Origin of the sequence: Burkholderia sp. MSMB1826 (assembly GCF_001526325.1) — a bacterium.
Lineage (GTDB): Bacteria > Pseudomonadota > Gammaproteobacteria > Burkholderiales > Burkholderiaceae > Burkholderia.
This window is the reverse complement of the sequence record NZ_LOYN01000029.1, coordinates 152,275-169,340: the sequence shown is the minus strand read 5'-3', so window position 1 is coordinate 169,340 and position 17,066 is coordinate 152,275. Positions and strand designations below refer to the sequence as shown.

Annotated in this window: 19 protein-coding genes, 1 other RNA gene and 1 riboswitch; of the genes, 10 read left to right on the top strand and 10 right to left on the bottom strand. The window is 70.0% G+C overall.

The genetic code is table 11. The annotated features are described in order from the left end of the window. Nucleotides 1–76: 76 nt before the first annotated feature. From WS95_RS18335 to WS95_RS18330, 3 genes are all read right to left on the bottom strand, one after another. A complete protein-coding gene (locus tag WS95_RS18335; RefSeq protein WP_034208128.1) occupies nucleotides 77–490 on the bottom strand; it encodes a DoxX family protein in 414 nt (137 codons plus the stop codon). 148 nt (nucleotides 491–638) lie between these two features. Next, nucleotides 639–773 carry a hypothetical protein gene (locus WS95_RS35775; protein WP_257139847.1) on the bottom strand — a complete coding sequence of 45 codons (135 nt, stop codon included), beginning with the start codon at nucleotides 771–773 and terminating at the stop codon, nucleotides 639–641. Between the two features lie 82 nt (nucleotides 774–855). Further along, nucleotides 856–2,358, bottom strand: coding sequence for a cobyric acid synthase (locus tag WS95_RS18330; RefSeq protein ID WP_059824952.1), 1,503 nt, complete (start codon nucleotides 2,356–2,358; stop codon nucleotides 856–858). Nucleotides 2,359–2,433: 75 nt separating this feature from the next. Between WS95_RS18330 and cobU the strand changes: the two genes are divergently transcribed. Genes cobU through WS95_RS18310 form a run of 4 tightly spaced genes read left to right on the top strand, consistent with a single transcriptional unit; the run spans nucleotide 2,434 to nucleotide 5,852 of the window. Next, on the top strand, nucleotides 2,434–2,988 hold the full coding sequence (cobU, locus tag WS95_RS18325) for a bifunctional adenosylcobinamide kinase/adenosylcobinamide-phosphate guanylyltransferase (RefSeq protein WP_034208130.1): 555 nt from the start codon (nucleotides 2,434–2,436) through the stop codon (nucleotides 2,986–2,988). Further along, the gene (gene cbiB, locus WS95_RS18320) at nucleotides 2,982–3,926 is read left to right on the top strand and encodes an adenosylcobinamide-phosphate synthase CbiB (protein ID WP_034208131.1); all 945 of its coding nucleotides are present in this window, start codon (nucleotides 2,982–2,984) and stop codon (nucleotides 3,924–3,926) included. Before cobU ends, cbiB begins: the two co-directional genes overlap by 7 nt. Continuing rightward, complete coding sequence (gene cobD, locus WS95_RS18315; RefSeq protein ID WP_059824951.1) at nucleotides 3,919–4,938, top strand: threonine-phosphate decarboxylase CobD; 1,020 nt, start codon at nucleotides 3,919–3,921, stop codon at nucleotides 4,936–4,938. The genes cbiB and cobD overlap by 8 nt, the downstream gene beginning before the upstream one ends. Next, nucleotides 4,935–5,852 carry a cobalamin-binding protein gene (locus WS95_RS18310; protein ID WP_059824949.1) on the top strand — a complete coding sequence of 306 codons (918 nt, stop codon included), beginning with the start codon at nucleotides 4,935–4,937 and terminating at the stop codon, nucleotides 5,850–5,852. The genes cobD and WS95_RS18310 overlap by 4 nt, the downstream gene beginning before the upstream one ends. An 81-nt stretch (nucleotides 5,853–5,933) precedes the next feature. Here WS95_RS18310 and cobC read toward each other — a convergent pair whose 3' ends face one another. The 5 genes from cobC to WS95_RS18285 form a co-directional block, all read right to left on the bottom strand. Further along, nucleotides 5,934–6,539: an alpha-ribazole phosphatase gene (cobC, locus tag WS95_RS18305; RefSeq protein ID WP_059824947.1), complete on the bottom strand. Its 606-nt coding sequence runs from the start codon at nucleotides 6,537–6,539 to the stop codon at nucleotides 5,934–5,936. Next, nucleotides 6,524–7,276, bottom strand: a complete 753-nt coding sequence (locus WS95_RS18300) for an adenosylcobinamide-GDP ribazoletransferase (protein WP_059825104.1) — start codon at nucleotides 7,274–7,276, stop codon at nucleotides 6,524–6,526. The genes cobC and WS95_RS18300 overlap by 16 nt, the downstream gene beginning before the upstream one ends. 13 nt (nucleotides 7,277–7,289) lie before the next feature. Beyond that, nucleotides 7,290–8,345, bottom strand: coding sequence for a nicotinate-nucleotide--dimethylbenzimidazole phosphoribosyltransferase (cobT, locus tag WS95_RS18295; RefSeq protein WP_059782288.1), 1,056 nt, complete (start codon nucleotides 8,343–8,345; stop codon nucleotides 7,290–7,292). Nucleotides 8,346–8,406: 61 nt separating this feature from the next. Then, entirely contained in the window at nucleotides 8,407–9,225 is an 819-nt protein-coding gene (locus tag WS95_RS18290) for an ABC transporter ATP-binding protein (protein ID WP_034208137.1), read from the bottom strand. Then, nucleotides 9,222–10,220, bottom strand: a complete 999-nt coding sequence (locus WS95_RS18285; RefSeq protein ID WP_034208750.1) for a FecCD family ABC transporter permease — start codon at nucleotides 10,218–10,220, stop codon at nucleotides 9,222–9,224. Before WS95_RS18285 ends, WS95_RS18290 begins: the two co-directional genes overlap by 4 nt. Nucleotides 10,221–10,380: 160 nt before the next feature. Continuing rightward, nucleotides 10,381–10,628, bottom strand: a riboswitch (cobalamin riboswitch). Between the two features lie 154 nt (nucleotides 10,629–10,782). On the opposite strand from WS95_RS18285, the gene WS95_RS18280 reads away from it, so the two are divergent. The 5 genes from WS95_RS18280 (at nucleotide 10,783) to WS95_RS18260 (ending at nucleotide 13,159) form a co-directional block, all read left to right on the top strand. Continuing rightward, a complete protein-coding gene (locus tag WS95_RS18280) occupies nucleotides 10,783–11,133 on the top strand; it encodes an ATPase (protein WP_034208138.1) in 351 nt (116 codons plus the stop codon). Then, on the top strand, nucleotides 11,130–11,444 hold the full coding sequence (locus tag WS95_RS18275; protein WP_006478091.1) for a cell division protein ZapA: 315 nt from the start codon (nucleotides 11,130–11,132) through the stop codon (nucleotides 11,442–11,444). The genes WS95_RS18280 and WS95_RS18275 overlap by 4 nt, the downstream gene beginning before the upstream one ends. Nucleotides 11,445–11,525: 81 nt before the next feature. After that, nucleotides 11,526–11,707: non-coding RNA, 6S RNA (gene ssrS, locus WS95_RS18270), on the top strand. A gap of 69 nt (nucleotides 11,708–11,776) precedes the next feature. Beyond that, nucleotides 11,777–12,238, top strand: a complete 462-nt coding sequence (locus tag WS95_RS18265; protein WP_034208139.1) for an EVE domain-containing protein — start codon at nucleotides 11,777–11,779, stop codon at nucleotides 12,236–12,238. Between the two features lie 180 nt (nucleotides 12,239–12,418). Beyond that, nucleotides 12,419–13,159: an SIMPL domain-containing protein gene (locus tag WS95_RS18260; RefSeq protein ID WP_059824946.1), complete on the top strand. Its 741-nt coding sequence runs from the start codon at nucleotides 12,419–12,421 to the stop codon at nucleotides 13,157–13,159. Nucleotides 13,160–13,282: 123 nt separating this feature from the next. On the opposite strand, the gene lgt is transcribed toward WS95_RS18260, so the two are convergent. Continuing rightward, entirely contained in the window at nucleotides 13,283–14,179 is an 897-nt protein-coding gene (gene lgt, locus WS95_RS18255) for a prolipoprotein diacylglyceryl transferase (protein ID WP_034208141.1), read from the bottom strand. A gap of 89 nt (nucleotides 14,180–14,268) precedes the next feature. Next, entirely contained in the window at nucleotides 14,269–15,183 is a 915-nt protein-coding gene (locus WS95_RS18250; protein ID WP_034208142.1) for a LysR substrate-binding domain-containing protein, read from the bottom strand. Between the two features lie 134 nt (nucleotides 15,184–15,317). Here WS95_RS18250 and ilvD point away from each other — a divergent pair, with 134 nt between their 5' ends. Next, nucleotides 15,318–16,991 (top strand): dihydroxy-acid dehydratase, encoded by a 1,674-nt coding sequence (ilvD, locus tag WS95_RS18245; RefSeq protein ID WP_059782284.1) that lies wholly within the window; start codon nucleotides 15,318–15,320, stop codon nucleotides 16,989–16,991. Nucleotides 16,992–17,066 lie beyond the last annotated feature (75 nt).

The following is a 17,066-nucleotide window of genomic DNA, read 5'->3' as shown; positions in this document are numbered from 1 at the left end:
ATGATATCGGCAAACGGGGTGTCACCGGAACCGGTCGCGGCGACCCGCGGGCCGCTTTCGTGCGCGTTCCTTCACATTACGCGCGCCCGGCCGCGGCCTCCGCCGCGCCGATCGCGAACGCGCCGCCGCCCAGCAGGGCCTGCACGGCCAGCGTGACGGCCCAGAACGCCGGATATTCCCAGCCGCCGTGCGGCGACGAGAAGCTCCAGCCGTTCGGCAGATGCGCGGCGAGCGCGCCGAGCATGAACGGCAGCAGCACCAGCGCGGCGATGCGCACGCGGAACCCCGCGAGCAGCGCCAGCCCGCCCGCCAGTTCGACGAACGTGGTCAGGTACGCGAGCCAGCCCGGCAGGCCGATCGACGCGAAGAACTGTGCGGTGCCGGGCAGCGTGAAGACGAATACTTTCTGCGCGACGTGCGCGAGGTACAGCACGCCGAGGGCGACGCGCAGCAACGTCGCGGCGAAATCGTTCAGGCGGTTGGCGTTCATGACGGCTTCCTTCGGGAGTGGATGGGAATGGATCGCACTCTATTCGAATCGATTCGGCCGATAAACACGCCATGACGATTAAATTGATTCTTATCCAGAACGAATCGAAGCGAAAAAAGGGCATGACCGAACATGCCCTCCGTCCTGCTCAGTAACCGCTCTTGCCTTGCGTTGCGTCGCCGCCGGACTGGCCGCCGCCCGGCGCATACGAATCGCACGCATGCGCCGCCGACGCGCCCAGCAGCGCCGCAAGCAGCACGCTCCACCACCATCGAGCCCTCATCGTCGCCCTCCTTCGGGCGGACCTCCGCCCTCCTTCGTTGTACGCGATCGGGCGGAAAAAGCGAGGGCGGACCGGCCCGCCGTCACCGAAACTCGGCGTACAGCGCGTCGAGGTCGAGATGCGCGGCGAACGTGTCGGCCAGCCGCTCGAGCGAAGCCTCGCGCAGCGCCGGGTAGTCGATGCGCGCCGCCCCGTCGAGCCCCGCCCACGCGAGCAGCGCCGCGCACGCGTCGGGCGCGTCGAACAGCCCGTGCACATAGGTCGCGAGGATCTGGCCGTCGGCCGACATCGCGCCGTCGGGACGCACGCCATCCTGCGCGGCATCGGCGGCCAGCGTCAGCGCGGGCGTCGCGAGCGCCGGCCCGCGCGTGTCGCCCATGTGGATCTCGTAACCGCGCACGGCTGCCTCGCCCGGCAGCGCGAGTTGCCCGGTCACGTTCTTCAGCGTCTTGTCGGGTTGCAGCGTCGTGTCGAAACCGAGCAGCCCGAACCCCGGCACGCTGCCGGGCGCACCTTCGAGGCCGAGCGGATCGTCGAGCGTGCGGCCGAGCATCTGCATGCCGCCGCAGATGCCGATCACCTTGCCGCCGTAGCGCAGATGACGCCGGATCCGCGCGTCCCAGCCCGTGTCGCGCAGCCACGCGAGGTCGCGCTGCACGCTCTTCGAACCGGGCAGGATCAGCAGGTCCGCGTCGGGCACGGGGCCGCTCTTCCAGTACGTGAATTCGACCTGCGGATGCGCGCGCAGCGGGTCGAAATCGGTGTGGTTGCTGATGCGCGGCAGCGCGGGCACGACGACGCGCAACACGCCGGCATCGCCGCGTGCGGCGGCGCTGCGCGCCTGTGCGGGCAGCATGTCCTCCGCGTCGAGCAGCAACCCGTGCAGGTACGGCAGCACGCCGAACACCGGCTTGCCCGTCCGGGCGCGCAGCCAGTCGAGCCCGGGTTCGAGCAGCGCGAGGTCGCCGCGGAAGCGGTTGATCACGAAGCCGCGCACGCGCGCGCGCTCGCTGTCCGACAGGCATGCGAGCGTGCCGACCAGATGCGCGAACACGCCGCCGCGATCGATGTCGGCGACGAGCACGACCGGGCAGTCGACGCGCTCGGCAAACCCCATGTTCGCGATGTCGCCGTCGCGCAGGTTGATCTCGGCCGGGCTGCCCGCGCCTTCGACGATCACCGTGTCGTACCCGGCGCGCAGGCGCGCATACGATTCGAGCACCGCATCGAACGCGACCGGCTTGTAGTCGTGATACGCCCGCGCGTCGAGGTTCATGCGCGCCTTGCCGTGAATGATCACCTGCGCGCCGCGGTCGCTCGTCGGCTTCAGCAGGACCGGATTGAAATCCGTATGCGGCGCGACGCCGGCGGCCAGCGCCTGCAACGCCTGTGCGCGGCCGATCTCGCCGCCGTCGACCGTCACCGCGCTGTTGAGCGCCATGTTCTGCGGCTTGAACGGCGCCACGCGTGCGCCGCCGCGGCGCGCGAGGCGGCACAGGCCCGCGACGAGCGTGCTCTTGCCCGCGTCGGACGTCGTGCCCTGGATCATCAGCGTGCCGCGCGGCCGCGGCTCGGGTGCATTCATCGTGTAAAAGGTCGTCGCGAAGCAAAGGCGGCATTATCGCCCGCGGCGCGGCGCGCGCGCCGTTACAATCACGCGATGATTCCGCACGACCTCACCTTCGTCCTCGGCGGCGCACGCTCGGGCAAGAGCGCGCATGCCGAGCGGCTCGCCGCCGACAGCGGCCGTCCCGTCACCTACATCGCGACCGCGACCGCCGCCGATGCCGAATTCGCGCAACGCATCGCGCATCATCGCGCGCGCCGGCCGGCCGACTGGGGGTTCGCCGACGCGCCCGTCGATCTCGCGGGCACGCTCGCGCGGCTCGACGATCCGCACGCGTGCCTGCTCGTCGACTGCCTGACGCTGTGGCTCACGAACCTGCTGTGCCCCGCAGAAGGCGACCCGCTCGACGACGCGCAGTACGCGACGCACGTCGAGCGGCTCGAGCACGCGTTGCGCGGCGCGCGCGCGAAGGTGATCGTCGTCAGCAACGAGATCGGGCTCGGCGTCGTGCCGCTCGGGTCGGTCACGCGCCGCTACGTCGACGAGCTCGGGCGCCTGAACCAGCGCGTCGCCGCGCTCGCGACGCGCGTCACGCTGCTGGTTGCCGGGCTGCCGCTCGACCTCAAGGCGAGCGCGCAGCCATGCTGATGCTGTCGCTGCCCGTCGTCGCGATGCTCGCGGTCGCGGCCGCGCTCGTCGACCGCGCCATCGGCGAGCCGGCCGGCTGGCATCCGCTCGTCGCGTTCGGCCGCGTCGCCGCGCGCATCGAAGCCGCGCTGAACACGGGCCGGCGCGGCCGCCTGGTCGGCGTCGCCGCATGGCTCGCGGCGGTCGTGCCGCCGGTGGCCGTCGCGGCATGGCTCGTCTGCGCGCTGCCGTGGCCGTTCGCGGCTGCGCTGCACGTCGCGCTGCTGTGGTTCGCGCTCGGCGCGAAGAGCCTCGCCGACCACGTCGCGCCGATCGCCGCCGCGCTGCTGCGGCGCGACCTCGACGCGGCGCGCACGCTGACCGCACGCATCGTGTCGCGCGACACCGGCAGCGCGGACGAAGGCGCGCTGTCGCGCGCGGCCGTCGAATCGGCGCTCGAGAACGGCAACGACGCGATCTTCGGCGCGCTCTTCTGGTTCGTCGTCGCGGGCGGTCCCGGCGCGTTGCTGTTCCGGCTCGCAAACACGCTCGACGCGATGTGGGGCTATCGCACGCCCCGCTTCCTGACCTTCGGCTGGGCTGCCGCACGCATCGACGACGCGCTGAACTGGATGCCCGCACGCCTCACCGCCGCGAGCTACGCGCTGCTCGGCGACACGGCCGCCGCGTGGCGCTGCTGGCGCACGCAGGCGCGCCACTGGGACAGCCCGAACGCGGGCCCCGTCATGGCCGCGGGTGCCGGCAGCCTGAACGTGCAGCTCGGCGGCCCGGCCGTCTATCACGGCGAGATCGAGGATCGCCCGGCGCTCGGCACCGGCGCCACGGCAACTGCCGTCCACATCGTCGCCGCGCTGTCGCTCGTCACGCGCACGCTCGCCCTGTGGCTCGCGCTGCTGGTCGCGAGCGGCGCACTCGTCATGGCCACCCATCATGTCTGATTCATCCATCGCGCACGGCGGCAACCTGCACGAAGCCGCCCGCCGCCACGGCATTCCGTACGACGCGTGGCTCGACCTGTCGACCGGCATCAATCCGGCGGGCTTCCCGGTGCCGCCCGTCCCGGCCGACGCATGGCGCCGACTACCCGACGACGGCGACGGCCTCGCGGCCTGCGCCGCGCAGTACTACCGCGCGCCCGATGCCGCGCACGTGCTGCCGGTCGCCGGCAGCCAGGCCGCGATCCGCGCGTTGCCCGGCTTGCTGCCGGCCGGCGACGCCGGCGTCGCGGCGCTCGCGTACGGCGAATATGCGCCCGCGTTCGCGCGCCACGGCCATCGTGTCGTCGCGCTGGACATCCGCGCCGATACGCTGCCCGCGACGCTGCGCCACGTCATCGTCGGGAATCCGAACAATCCGACCGCCGAGTTCGTGCCGACCGCGCGCCTGCTCGGCTGGCATGCGCAACTGGCGGCACGCGGCGGAACGCTGATCGTCGACGAAGCGTTCGCCGATACGGGCGCCACGCCATCGCTCGCGCCGCAGGTCGATCGTCCCGGCCTCGTCGTGCTGCGCTCGGTCGGCAAGTTCTTCGGGCTCGCCGGGATCCGCGCGGGCTTCGTGCTCGCATGCCCCGACCGCGTCGTCGCGTTGCGCGACCGGCTCGGCGCGTGGACGGTCGGCGGCCCCGCACGCCACGCGGTCGCCGCGGCATTCGCCGATCGCGCGTGGCAAGCGGCCGCCCGCGAGCGGCTCGCGGCCGACGGCGAACGACTGGCCGCGCTGCTGCGCACGCACGGCTTCGCGGTTCGCGCGACGCCGCTCTTCAGTTGGACCGACGACCCGCGGGCCGCGGCGCTGCATGCGGCGCTCGCGACGCGCGGGATCTGGACGCGGCACTTCCCGACCCCGTCGAGCGTGCGCGTCGGCCTGCCGGGCAGCGAAGCCGAATGGCGGCGCCTCGGCGATGCGCTCGCGCATTGCGTGCCGTTGCTGCAGCGAGTCCCGGCATGAGGCCGCGCCCGTTCCGCCGGCTCGCGCCGGCCGCACTGCTCGCGGCGCTCGCTCATGCGCCGCTCGTCCACGCCGATGTCGCGACGCGCGACGACGCCGGCGACACGGTCACGCTGCCCGCGCCCGCGCAGCGCGTGATCAGCCTCGCGCCGCACGCGACCGAGCTCGTCTACGCGGCCGGCGGCGGCGCGAAGCTCGTCGGCACCGTCACGTACAGCGACTATCCGGCCGCCGCGCAAGCGGTGCCGCGCGTCGGCGACAACAAGGCGCTCGATCTCGAACGCATCGCCGCATTGAAGCCCGACCTGATCGTCGTCTGGCGGCACGGCAACGCCGAGCGGCAGACCGATGCGCTGCGCGCGCTGCACATCCCGCTGTTCTTCAGCGAACCGAAGCATCTCGACGACGTGTCGTCGTCGCTGCGCCGGCTCGGCACGCTGCTCGGCACGCAACCGACCGCCGATGCCGCCGCCGCTGCGTTCACGCGGGACCTCGCGGCGCTACGCGCACGCTACGCGGCACGCCCGCCCGTCACGCTGTTCTTCCAGGTGTGGGACCGCCCGCTGACGACGCTCAACGGCACGCACCTGATCGACGAAGTATTCGAACTATGCGGCGGCCGCAACGTGTTCGCCTCGCTCAAGCCGCTCGCGCCGACCGTGACCGACGAGGCCGTGCTCGCGGCGAATCCGGAAGCGATCGTGACGACGAGCGCGGGGGCGACGCGTTCGACCGAACCGCTGCCGAGCCTCGCGCGGTGGCGTGCGTGGCCCGCGCTGATGGCCGTCGCGCGCCACAACCTGTTCGCGATCGACGGCGATCTGCTGACGCGGCCGTCGCCGCGGATCGTGCAGGGCGCGGCCGCGCTGTGCGAGGATCTGGATGCCGCGCGTGCGCGGCGGCCGGCGCGCTGATTGCCGGCGGCTGGCGCATTGTCGTGCACCGATGCCGGATGCGTGCGGCGCCCGAGACGGATCGAACGTGCGCGGCGTCGTTCATTGCGGACGCACGTGCGCCCATGCGTCCCAGTGCACGATTTCCCATGCTTGCGCGTCGTCGTTCGTGCGCAGCCAGACGACCCCGCCCGTCGGCACGGGCCGCGACAGCAGCGTGTCGAGCGGCACGCGCAACACATGCGACGCGAACGCGCGGATCACGCCCGCATGCGTGACGACCCATTGCGAGCCGTCGAGCGTCGCCATCGTATCGGCCTGCCGCGCGACCCGCGCGACGAATCGCGCCACGCTTTCTCCGCCGTGCGCGCATGCATGCATCAGGTCGGCCGCCCACGCATCGAGGGCCGCGCGGTCGATGTCGTCCCAGCGCTGCATTTCCCATGCGCCGAAATCCATTTCCTGCCAGTCGGCATCGCACCGCAGCGGCACGTCGAATGCCCGCGCGAGCCGTTCGGCAATCGACGCGCAACGTGCGAGCGGGCTCGTCCAGACCCGTTCGGGTGACGGCGCGCCGAGTGCCGACAGATGCGCACGCACGGCCTGCGCGCCGTCGTCGGCCGATTCGGCGAGCGGCACGTCGCTGCGTCCGTAGCAGATGCCCGGCTCGATGCCGACGGCCGGATGACGGATCAGAACGACGTCCATCCGAGCACCACGAGATAGATCGCCAGTTCGCCCAGTTGCTGCGCGAAACCGAGACCGTCGCCCGTATAGCCGCCGATCCGCTTCACGAAATAGCGCGCGAGCCACGCACGCACGAGCACGAGCACCACGCACGCGGCGACGCCCATGCGCCAGTCCGGCCAGAACAGCCACGGCATCCCGAACGCCGCCGCGATGCACGCCGCGCGTGCTCCCATGCGTTGCGCAACCGGCTTCGCCTTGCCTTCGGGCCGCACGTAGTCGAGCGACATCAGCAGGCTCACGGCCATCGCGCGGCTCGCCGCATGCGCGGCGATCATCGTCCATGCGGCGCGCAACGGCAGCATCGACATCAGCGCCTGCCATTTCAGTCCGAGCGCGATCACGAGCGCGACCGCGCCGAACGTGCCGATCCGCGAATCGTGCATGATACGCAGCACGTCGTCGCGCGTGTAACCGCCGCCGAACGCATCGCAACTGTCGGCCAGGCCGTCTTCGTGGAATGCGCCGGTCGCGAGCAGCGTCGCGGCCATCGACAGCCCGACCGCGATCGACACGGGCAGCGCGCGCAGTGCGACGAGATAGACCAGCGCGCCCCATGCGCCCACGCACGCGCCGACGAGCGGGAAATAACGCGCGGCCTGATCGAGATCGCCAGCCGCGTAGCCGATCGAGCGCGGCACGGGCACGCGCGTGAAATAGCCGAGCGCGACGAAGAAGTAGCGCAGTTCGGCCCGCATGCCGCGCGCGCGCTCAGGCGTCACGATCGTCGACGCCGGCGGACTCGAAGCTCGCCATCTCGGCGAGGAACGCGGCCGCCGCGCGCACGAGCGGCAGCGCGAGCGCGGCGCCCGTGCCTTCGCCGAGCCGCAGGTCGAGCGCGAGCAGCGGCTTCGCGCCGAAATGCTCGAGCATGCGCCGGTGGCCGGCCTCGTGCGACGTATGCGAGAACACGCAGTAGTCGCGCACGCCGGGCGCGATGCGCTCGGCGACGAGCAGCGCGGCGCTCGCGATGAAGCCGTCGACGAGGATCGTCATCCGCTCGCTCGCGGCCGCGAGGTACGCGCCCGCCATCATCGCGATCTCGAAGCCGCCGAACGTCGCGAGCACGTCGAGCGGCGCGATCGCATGCGCGTGCTTGACGAGCGCGCGGCCGAGCACCGCGCGCTTGTGCGCGAGGCCCTGGTCGTCGAGCCCCGTGCCGCGACCGACGCATGCATCGATCGGCACGTCGAGCAGGCGGCTCATCAGGCACGCGGCCGACGACGTGTTCGCGATCCCCATCTCGCCGAAGCCGATCGCGTTCGTGCCGAGCGACGCGTGCAGACGCACGCGCGCCGCGCCGGCGGCCAGCGCCGTCATCGCTTCTTCGCGCGTCATCGCCGGTTCCGTCGCGAAGTTGCGCGTACCGCGCGCGACCGGCAGCGACACGAGCCGCTCCGACGGCGGCAGCGGCGACGCGACGCCCGCATCGACGATCTCGAGCGTGCTCTGCGCGACGCCCGAGAACGCGTTGATCGCCGCGCCGCCGGCCAGGAAGTTCGCGACCATCTGCGCGGTCACCGCTTGCGGATAAGGACTGACGCCTTCGGCCGCGATGCCGTGGTCGCCCGCGAACACGATCGTCACGGGACGCTGCACGACCGGCCGCTCGGTGCGCTGGATTAGCCCGATCTGCAGCGCGAGCGCCTCGAGCTGGCCGAGGCTGCCGGGCGGCTTGGTCTTGTGGTCGATCACATGTTGCAGGCGCGTGCGCAGCGCGTCGTCGAGCGGCGCGATCGCGGGCGGGAAACAGGTCGGAGTCGTCATCGGGGAGCCGTGTCGTGGGCGCGGCAGGCGCCGCGCATCGGAAAAATCGGAACGGAAAGGGTCATTGTCGCGCAGGCCATGCCGGCAGCAGCGCATCGCGGCCGTTCTCGCGGATCAGCACGAGCGGATAGCCGAACGCGTCGCTCGCGCGCTCGGGCGTCAGCACGTCGTGCACGGGGCCGGCCCACGCATGGCCGCGGCCGTCGAGCAACAGCGCATGCGTCGCGAAACGCCGCGCGAGGTTCAGGTCGTGACACGAAAACATCACCGTGCGCGGGCCTGCCGCGAGCCACGCGGCCAACGCGGTCAGGCAGTCGATCTGGTGATGCAGGTCGAGATGCGCGAGCGGCTCGTCGAGCAGCATCAGCGGCGCATCCTGGCACAGCGTCGCGGCTAGTGCGACCCGCTGCCGCTCGCCGCCCGACAGCGACATCACGTCGCGCGACGCGAGCGCGCTCAGGTCGAACGTCGCGAGCGCATCGCGCGCGGCCGTGCGGTCGCCGTCGCGCTCCCAGCCCCAGCCGCCGAGATACGGAAAGCGGTTCAGCAGCACCGTGTCGAACACGGTCGCGCTGAACGCATCGTGCAATTGCTGCGGCATCAGCGCGCGGCGCTGCGCGAGTTGCCCGGGACGCCACGCGGCAAGCGGCCGGCCGTCGATCTCGACGTGTCCGCCGGCCGGCGGCTGCAATCCCGCGAGCGTGGCGAGCAGCGTCGTCTTGCCCGCGCCGTTCGGTCCGGCGACACACCAGATCTCGCCGGGGCGGAACGCCTGCGTGAAGCGCTCGAGCAGCGTGCGCGCGCCGGCCTTCAGCGTCAGCTCGACGGCCCTGTAGCGCATGTCGCCGGCAGCGGCGTGCGGTGCGGCGGCGCCCGTCATCGCATCGGTCTCCTCAGCAACATCCACAGGAACACCGGCACGCCGATCAACGCGGTCATCGCGCCCACCGGCAATTGCGCGGGCGCGATCGCGGTGCGCGCCAGCAGGTCGGCCGCCATCACGCCGCCGCCACCCGCAATCATCGCGGCCGGCAGCAGCATCCGCTGGTCGTTGCCGAACGCGAGCCGCAACCCATGCGGCACGACGAGCCCGACGAAGCCGATCGTACCGGCCGTCGTCACGGCGGCCGCGGCGGCCAGCGACGCGACGAGATAGATCCGCACGCGCAGGCGTGCGACCGGCACGCCGAGCGCGAGCGCGGTCGCGTCGCCGCGCAGCAGCACGTTCAGTTGCGGCGCGGCCGGCAGCGCGACGCATGCGCTCAGCAACAGCGCGCCCCACGCGAACCACGGCGCCGTCGCGCCGTTCAGGTCGCCCGTCAGCCAGAAGATGATGCCGCGCAGCCGCGCGTCGGGCGCGAGCGACAGCAACAGCGTGACGAGCGCGCCCCACCCCGCCGCGATCACGACGCCCGTGAGCAGCAGCCGCGGCGAGGCGTCGCGCGATTCGCCGCGCCACAGCTCGCGCCTCGCGAGCCCGAGCACGAGCGCGACCGAGACGAGCGAACCGGCGAACGCCGACGCGTCGACGAGCCACCACGCGCCGCCCGCGATCATCGCGACGAGCGCGAAGCCGGCCGCGCCGCCGGACACGCCGAGCACATACGGCTCCGCGAGCGGGTTGCGCAGCAGCACCTGCAACAGCGCACCGGCCAGCGCGAGCAGCGCGCCGCACGCGAAACCCGCGAGCGCGCGCGGCAGGCGCAGCGTCCGGACGATATCGGCGAACAGGGTATCGCCGCCGTGCGGCACGAGCGACGCGAGCGCCTGCCACGGCGACATCGGCACGCTGCCGATCGACAGCGACGCGACGAACAGCAGCGCGACCACGGCGGCCAGCGCGGCCCAGATCGCGGCGGCGCGCGCGGCGCTCATGCCGCGCCCGGCCGCGCGCACGACGCGCGGCACATCCGCTTGCGGGAGCCGGCCGGGCGCGACAGCGGCGCGTGGCGGACGATTGGGGTCGGCATCGAAGAAACGTTCCGTGAAACATTGCGCGCCCCGCTTCCCCGCAGGCCGCGCGTCATGGAGCCCGTGCGGGCTCCCCGTCTCGGCCGGTATCCGGGCTGGCGGCGGTCCGGCTCGCCTTCCCGCGCGATGACGCGCAGTGGCCCGCGCCCGCATGCGACTGCATGCGAAACGCGCCCGAGCCGGCCTGCGTCACGCGACGCGGCCGCTTACCGTTGCGGGGGCAGCGCAGGTCGGCGCGCTCCTGGAGCCCGCACCCTGCTTCCCGTTTAACCGCGCGTCCTGCGCGCGAGCACCGAGGCGGCGCCAGTTTAGGAGCCGGTCGCGCGAGCGTCAAGGAAGCGTCCGGACCCGCGCGGGACGCGCCTATTCGCGGCAAGAAGCAGGGGTGTTACGACTGGAAACGTTACAGATGTCGGATTGCGCGTTATTCCGCGCTAAAATGCTGGGTCTTTAGAGGACGCAGCAAATGCTCAACGAACTCGAAACCCTATCTCAAAATATTGGCCGTCTGATTTCGCTGAACAAGCGCTATCACTCGGAACGGCTCGCGCTCGAGGAGCAGGTCGCGCAATTGCGCGCGGAAGCGGACACGGTCCGCGCGGAGCTCGCGCAGCTGCGCGACGAACGCAATGCGCTCGCGGCCGAGCGCGACACGTTGTCGGCGAAGATCGACGACGCCCAGGTGAAACTGAACGCGATTCTCGAAAAGCTGCCGCGCTCGAAGGGCGCGGAGCAAGCCGACAACCAGCTCGACCTGCTGGATGCGCAGGCGCGCACGGATGGCGATGACACGGCCAGCCACGGAGAACATGCATGAGCACCAAGCAGATCGAAGTCTCGATTCTCGGTCAGCCCTATCGGCTCGCCTGTTCGGCCGAGACCGAAGCGGCGCTGCTCGAAGCGGTCGCGCGCGTCGACGCCGAAATGTCGAAAATCCGCTCGAACAGCTCGGTGCGCGGCACCGATCGCATCGCGGTGATGGCGGCGCTGTCGCTCGCATCGGAATTGCTGCGGCTGCAAACGAGCGTGCGGCATGGTGAAGCATTTCCGGCGGAGGAAATCCGTCGTACAATGCACCAGATGAACGAACAGCTCGGCGCGGTGCTCGCACAGCACGAGACGCAGTAACGTTTCAAACGATGCGTCGATTCCCCTTGATCTCGACGGTCAACGGTGGTCAAATTGGCGCATCGAATCACAGTTCAGTCAGCTTCCCTGCCTGGTTCGCCAAGGTCATATATTCCTTGAACCAATGCCATGTGCACGGTTGCGGAAATTTGTAGCACGGGCGCGCGCGTCACTCTGTCTGATGTACCCGAAGTGCTGCTAACTGCGACCAATTCTGAACCTCAGGTTCAGGATGCCGGCCTAGCGGCCAAGGTGGGGGCCTATCCAACGGCATCGGGCAAGTCCCGGTGCCGTTTTCTTTTGTAGCAGCCTTTTCTGCGTCGACCACGACCATGCAATACTGGCTGATGAAGTCCGAACCGGACGAAGCAAGCATCGACGATCTCGCCGACGCACCGCAGCGCTCGCTGCCGTGGACGGGTGTGCGCAACTATCAGGCGCGCAATTTCATGCGCGACACGATGAAGATCGGCGACGGCGTGCTGTTCTATCACTCGAGCTGCCCCGAGCCGGGCATCGCCGGGCTCGCCGAAGTCTCGTCGACGCCCTACCCCGATCCCACGCAGTTCGATCCGAAAAGCCCCTATTACGACCCGAAATCGACGCAGGAAGCGCCACGCTGGCTGCTCGTCGACGTGCGCTTCGTGAAGAAGTCGCCGCTCGTGCCGCTCGCCACGCTGCGCGAGCACGACGAACTCGCCGACATGCGCGTGCTCGCGCGCGGTAACCGGCTGTCGATCACGCCCGTCACGCGTGCGGAATGGCGATTCATCACCGAAAAGCTGATGAAGTAGGCGCGCGCCAAAGGTCAAATCCGGTCAGTACGCGCGACCGTAACGGAACTCGCGGCACTGTCGCGCAGCCTAAGCAACCACTGCCGGCCGAACGGGCCGGCCGTCGTTTTTTCGTTGCGCGGTACGCCCGCGTCGCGCACGCGTGACCCGCGTGCGCGCCCTCGCACAAGGAATCCAACAATGACCAAGAAATCCGCACTCGCGCTGTCGCTCGCCCTCGCCGCCGCCGTTCCGGTTGCGCTGACGCTCGCGTCGCCCGCCGCACACGCGCAGGCGGCGAACCCGCACTTTCCGGAGCCGGCCGGCGTGCTGTCGCTTTCGTCGCAGGCCAGTGCCGACGTGCCGCAGGACATCATCCACATCACGCTGTTCTATGAGCAGCAGGCCAAGGATCCGGGCAGCCTCACCGCGCAGCTGAACCAGCGCGCGGACGCGGCCCTGTCGCAGGTGAAGGGCGTGTCGGGCGTCACCGCGCACACGGGCGCGTTCTCCGTGTATCCGAGCACCGATCGCGACGGGAAGATCTCCGCATGGCGCGGCCGCACCGAGGTCGCGCTCGAATCGCGCGATTTCGCCGCGGCGTCGAAGCTGGCGGGCCAGTTGTCGAACCTGATGCAGGTCGCGAACGTCGAGTTCTCGCTGTCGCCGGAAGCGCAGCGCACGGCCGAGCAGAAGCTCACGACCGAAGCGATCAAGTCGTTCCGCGCCCGCGCGGACGAAGCCGCGAAGGCGTTCGGCTACAGCAGCTACACGATCCGCGACGTGAACGTCGGCAGCGGCCGCAACGTGCAGCCGTACCCGCGCATGATGGCGATGGCCGCGGCGCCGATGGACAGCGCGAAGATGAGCGCGCCGATCGCGGTCGAAGGCGGCAAGGCCACCGTGTCGGTCACCGTCAACGGCTCCGTGCAGATGAAGTAACGCGCATCGCGCGGCTGTCGGAAACGAAAAACGCCGGCCCGAGGGCCGGCGTTTTTTATGCGCGTCCGGGTATCGATGCACGCGCCGATCGCGCATGCATCGATACCGCGTCATGCAGCCACGTCACGCAGCCGCATTCGCGTTCGCCGCGCGGCGGCGATACGCCCAGACCATCAACGCGATCCCCGCGAGAATCATCGGCAGCGACAGCCACTGCCCCATCGACAGGCCGAGTGCGAGCAGCCCGAGGAAGTCGTCCGGCTCGCGCGCAAACTCGACCGTGAAACGCGCGAGGCCATAACCGATCAGGAACAGCGCGGATATCGCGCCCATCGGCCGCGGCTTGCGCGCGAACAAGAACAGCACGAAGAACAGCGCGATCCCCTCGAGCGCGATTTCATAGAGCTGCGAAGGATGGCGCGGCAGCATCTGGTATTGCATGAACACGTCGGCGAGATGCCACTTCTCGACGAGCTCCGGATGTTTCGGCAACCAGGCCGCGTCGTCGCGCATCGCGCCCGGGAACAGCATCGCCCAAGGCGCCGTCGGATCGGTCACGCGGCCCCACAGTTCGCCGTTGATGAAGTTGCCGAGACGCCCGGCCGCCAGCCCCGTCGGCACCATCGGCGCGACGAAATCGGTGACCTGGAGCCAGTGCCGCTTGCGCTGCCACGCGAACAGCATCATCGCGAGCGTCACGCCGAGGAAGCCGCCGTGAAACGACATGCCGCCTTCCCACACCTTGAACACGTCGAGCGGATGCGAGAAGTAGAAACCGGCCTTGTAGAACAGCACGTAGCCGAGCCGGCCGCCGAGCACGGTGCCGAGCACGCCGTAGAACATCATGTCGTCGATGTCCTTCGCGGTCCAGCCCTGCGCCGCGACATGCGGCAGCTTCAGGCGGATCCGGCCGACGACGATCGCCGCGATGAAGCCGACGAGATACATGAGGCCGTACCAGCGCACGGCCAGCGGCCCGAGATGGATCGCAACGGGGTCGAAATTCGGGTGAATGATCATGGATTAGCGAAGAAGTTTTCGAATACGGTACGGCCGTCGCACGCGCGCAGCACCGCGCGTTGGACGGCGCCCGCACGCCATCGTTCACGTCATGCGGCAAGACCCTGCGCGCGCACGACGTCGATGAACCCGGCAAGCACGGGGCTCACGTCGTCGGTACGCCACACGAGGCCCGTCTCGACGAGCGGCGCGTGGCCGGCGAGCGGCCGGTAGACCACGCCGGTGCGCCGCAGGTTACGCAGCGATTGCGGCACCAGTGCGACGCCCATGCCGGCCGACACGAGGCTGACGATCGTCTGCATCTGGATTGCTTCCTGACCGATGCGCGGGGTTTCCCCCGCCGCGCCGTAGCAGCCCGTAATGATGTCATAAAAGCCGGGCGCCAAACGACGCGGAAAGATCACGAGCGGCAACGCGGCGACGTCGGCAAGCTGCACCGGCTCGTCCTCGGGCGCGTCGGAAGCCGTACTCGGCATCGCGACCACCAGCGGCTCGCGTACGACGGGCAGGTACGACAAGCCGGCCGCGTGACGCGGCGGCACGGGCGGAATGACGAGCCCGGCGTCGATGCGCCCGGCGACGAGTTCGTCGATCTGCACGTCGCTCGTCGCTTCCGCGAGCTGCAGCCGCACCTGCGGATAGCGCGCGCCGAACGCACGCAGCAACGACGGCAACAGCCCGTAATCGGCGGTCGACACGAACGCGAGCGACAGCGAACCGGCCTCGCCGCGCGCGAGCCGGCGCGCCAGCGGCGGCAGCGCATCGGCCGACGCCAGCAGCCGGCGCACGTCGGGCAGCAGCGCCGCACCGACCGCCGTCAGCGCCACCGAGCGCTTGGTGCGCACGAACAGCGCGACGCCCAGCGCGTCCTCCAGCGCGCGAATCGCCTGCGACAGCGGCGGCTGCGTCATCGACAGGCGCTCGGCCGCGCGGCCGAAATGGCGCTCGTCGGCGACGGTCGCGAAATAGCGCCACTGGCGCAGGTCGGGGATCGGATCGGCCATGTTCGACTCATTCGCAAAACGACTTAATAGGCGACAAATAATATATTGGACATCCCAATCAGGACACCCCATGCTTGGTCGATCCGAACCGGCGCGCCCTCGCGAGCGACGCCCATACCACGATGGAGTCCCCCATGTCGTACAACCGTCGCTCGAAGCACATCACGCAAGGCGTGGCCCGTTCGCCGAACCGCTCGATGTATTACGCCCTCGGCTACCAGAAGGAAGATTTCGACAAGCCGATGATCGGCATTGCCAACGGCCATTCGACGATCACGCCGTGCAATTCCGGCTTGCAGCGCCTGTCGGACGCGGCCGTCGACGCCGTCAAGGCCGCCGGCGCGAACCCGCAGATCTTCGGCACGCCGACGATTTCGGACGGCATGTCGATGGGCACCGAAGGGATGAAGTACTCGCTCGTGTCGCGCGAAGTGATCGCCGACTGCATCGAGACCTGCGTGCAGGGCCAGTGGATGGACGGCGTCGTGGTGGTCGGCGGCTGCGACAAGAACATGCCCGGCGGCATGATCGCGCTCGCGCGCCTGAACGTGCCGGGCATCTACGTCTACGGCGGCACGATCCGCCCGGGCAACTGGAAGGGCCGCGACCTGACGATCGTGTCGTCGTTCGAAGCCGTCGGCGAATTCACCGCGGGCCGGATGTCGCAGGAGGACTTCGAAGGCGTCGAGAAAAACGCGTGCCCGACGTCCGGTTCGTGCGGCGGCATGTACACCGCGAACACGATGAGTTCATCGTTCGAGGCGCTCGGCATGTCGCTGCTGTATTCGTCGACGATGGCGAACCCCGATCAGGAGAAGGTCGATTCGGCCGCCGAATCGGCGCGTGTGCTGGTCGAGGCCGTGAAGCGCGACCTGAAGCCGCGCGACATCATCACGAAGGAATCGATCGAGAACGCGGTGTCGGTGATCATGGCCACCGGCGGCTCGACCAATGCGGTGCTGCACTATCTCGCGATCGCGCACGCGGCCGAGGTCGACTGGACGATCGACGATTTCGAGCGCATCCGCAAGCGCGTGCCGGTGATCTGCGACCTGAAGCCGTCGGGGAAGTACGTCGCGACCGACCTGCACCGGGCCGGCGGGATTCCGCAGGTGCTGAAGATCCTGCTCGACGCGGGGCTGCTGCACGGCGACTGCATGACGATCACGGGCCGCACGATCGCCGACGAGTTGAAGGACGTGCCGAGCGTGCCGCGCGCGGACCAGGACGTGATCTTCCCGATCGAGCGCGCACTGTACAACGAGGGCCATCTCGCGATCCTGAAGGGCAATCTCGCGGAGGACGGCGCGGTCGCGAAGATCACCGGCCTGAAGAACCCGGTGATCACGGGCCCGGCGCGCGTATTCGACGACGAGCAGAGCGCGATGGATGCGATCCTCGGCGACCGGATCCGCGCGGGCGACATCCTCGTGCTGCGCTACCTCGGCCCGCAGGGCGGCCCCGGCATGCCGGAAATGCTCGCACCGACGTCCGCGATCATCGGCAAGGGGCTCGGCGAATCGGTCGGCTTCATCACGGACGGCCGCTTCTCGGGCGGCACCTGGGGCATGGTGGTCGGCCACGTCGCGCCTGAGGCGTTCGTCGGCGGCACGATCGCGCTGGTGCAGGAAGGCGATTCGATCACGATCGACGCGCACCGGCTGCTGCTGCAACTGAACGTCGACGACGCGGAACTCGCGCGCCGCCGCGCTGCGTGGCGGCAGCCGGCACCCCGCTATACGCGCGGCGTGCTCGCCAAATTCGCGGCGCTCGCCCGGCCGGCGAACCAGGGGGCGGTCACGGGTTGATGCAGAGGCGTCATCGCATGCGACCCCGATAAACGGGCCGCCCGGGGAACGCGCAAAACGTGCGTTCCCTTTGCT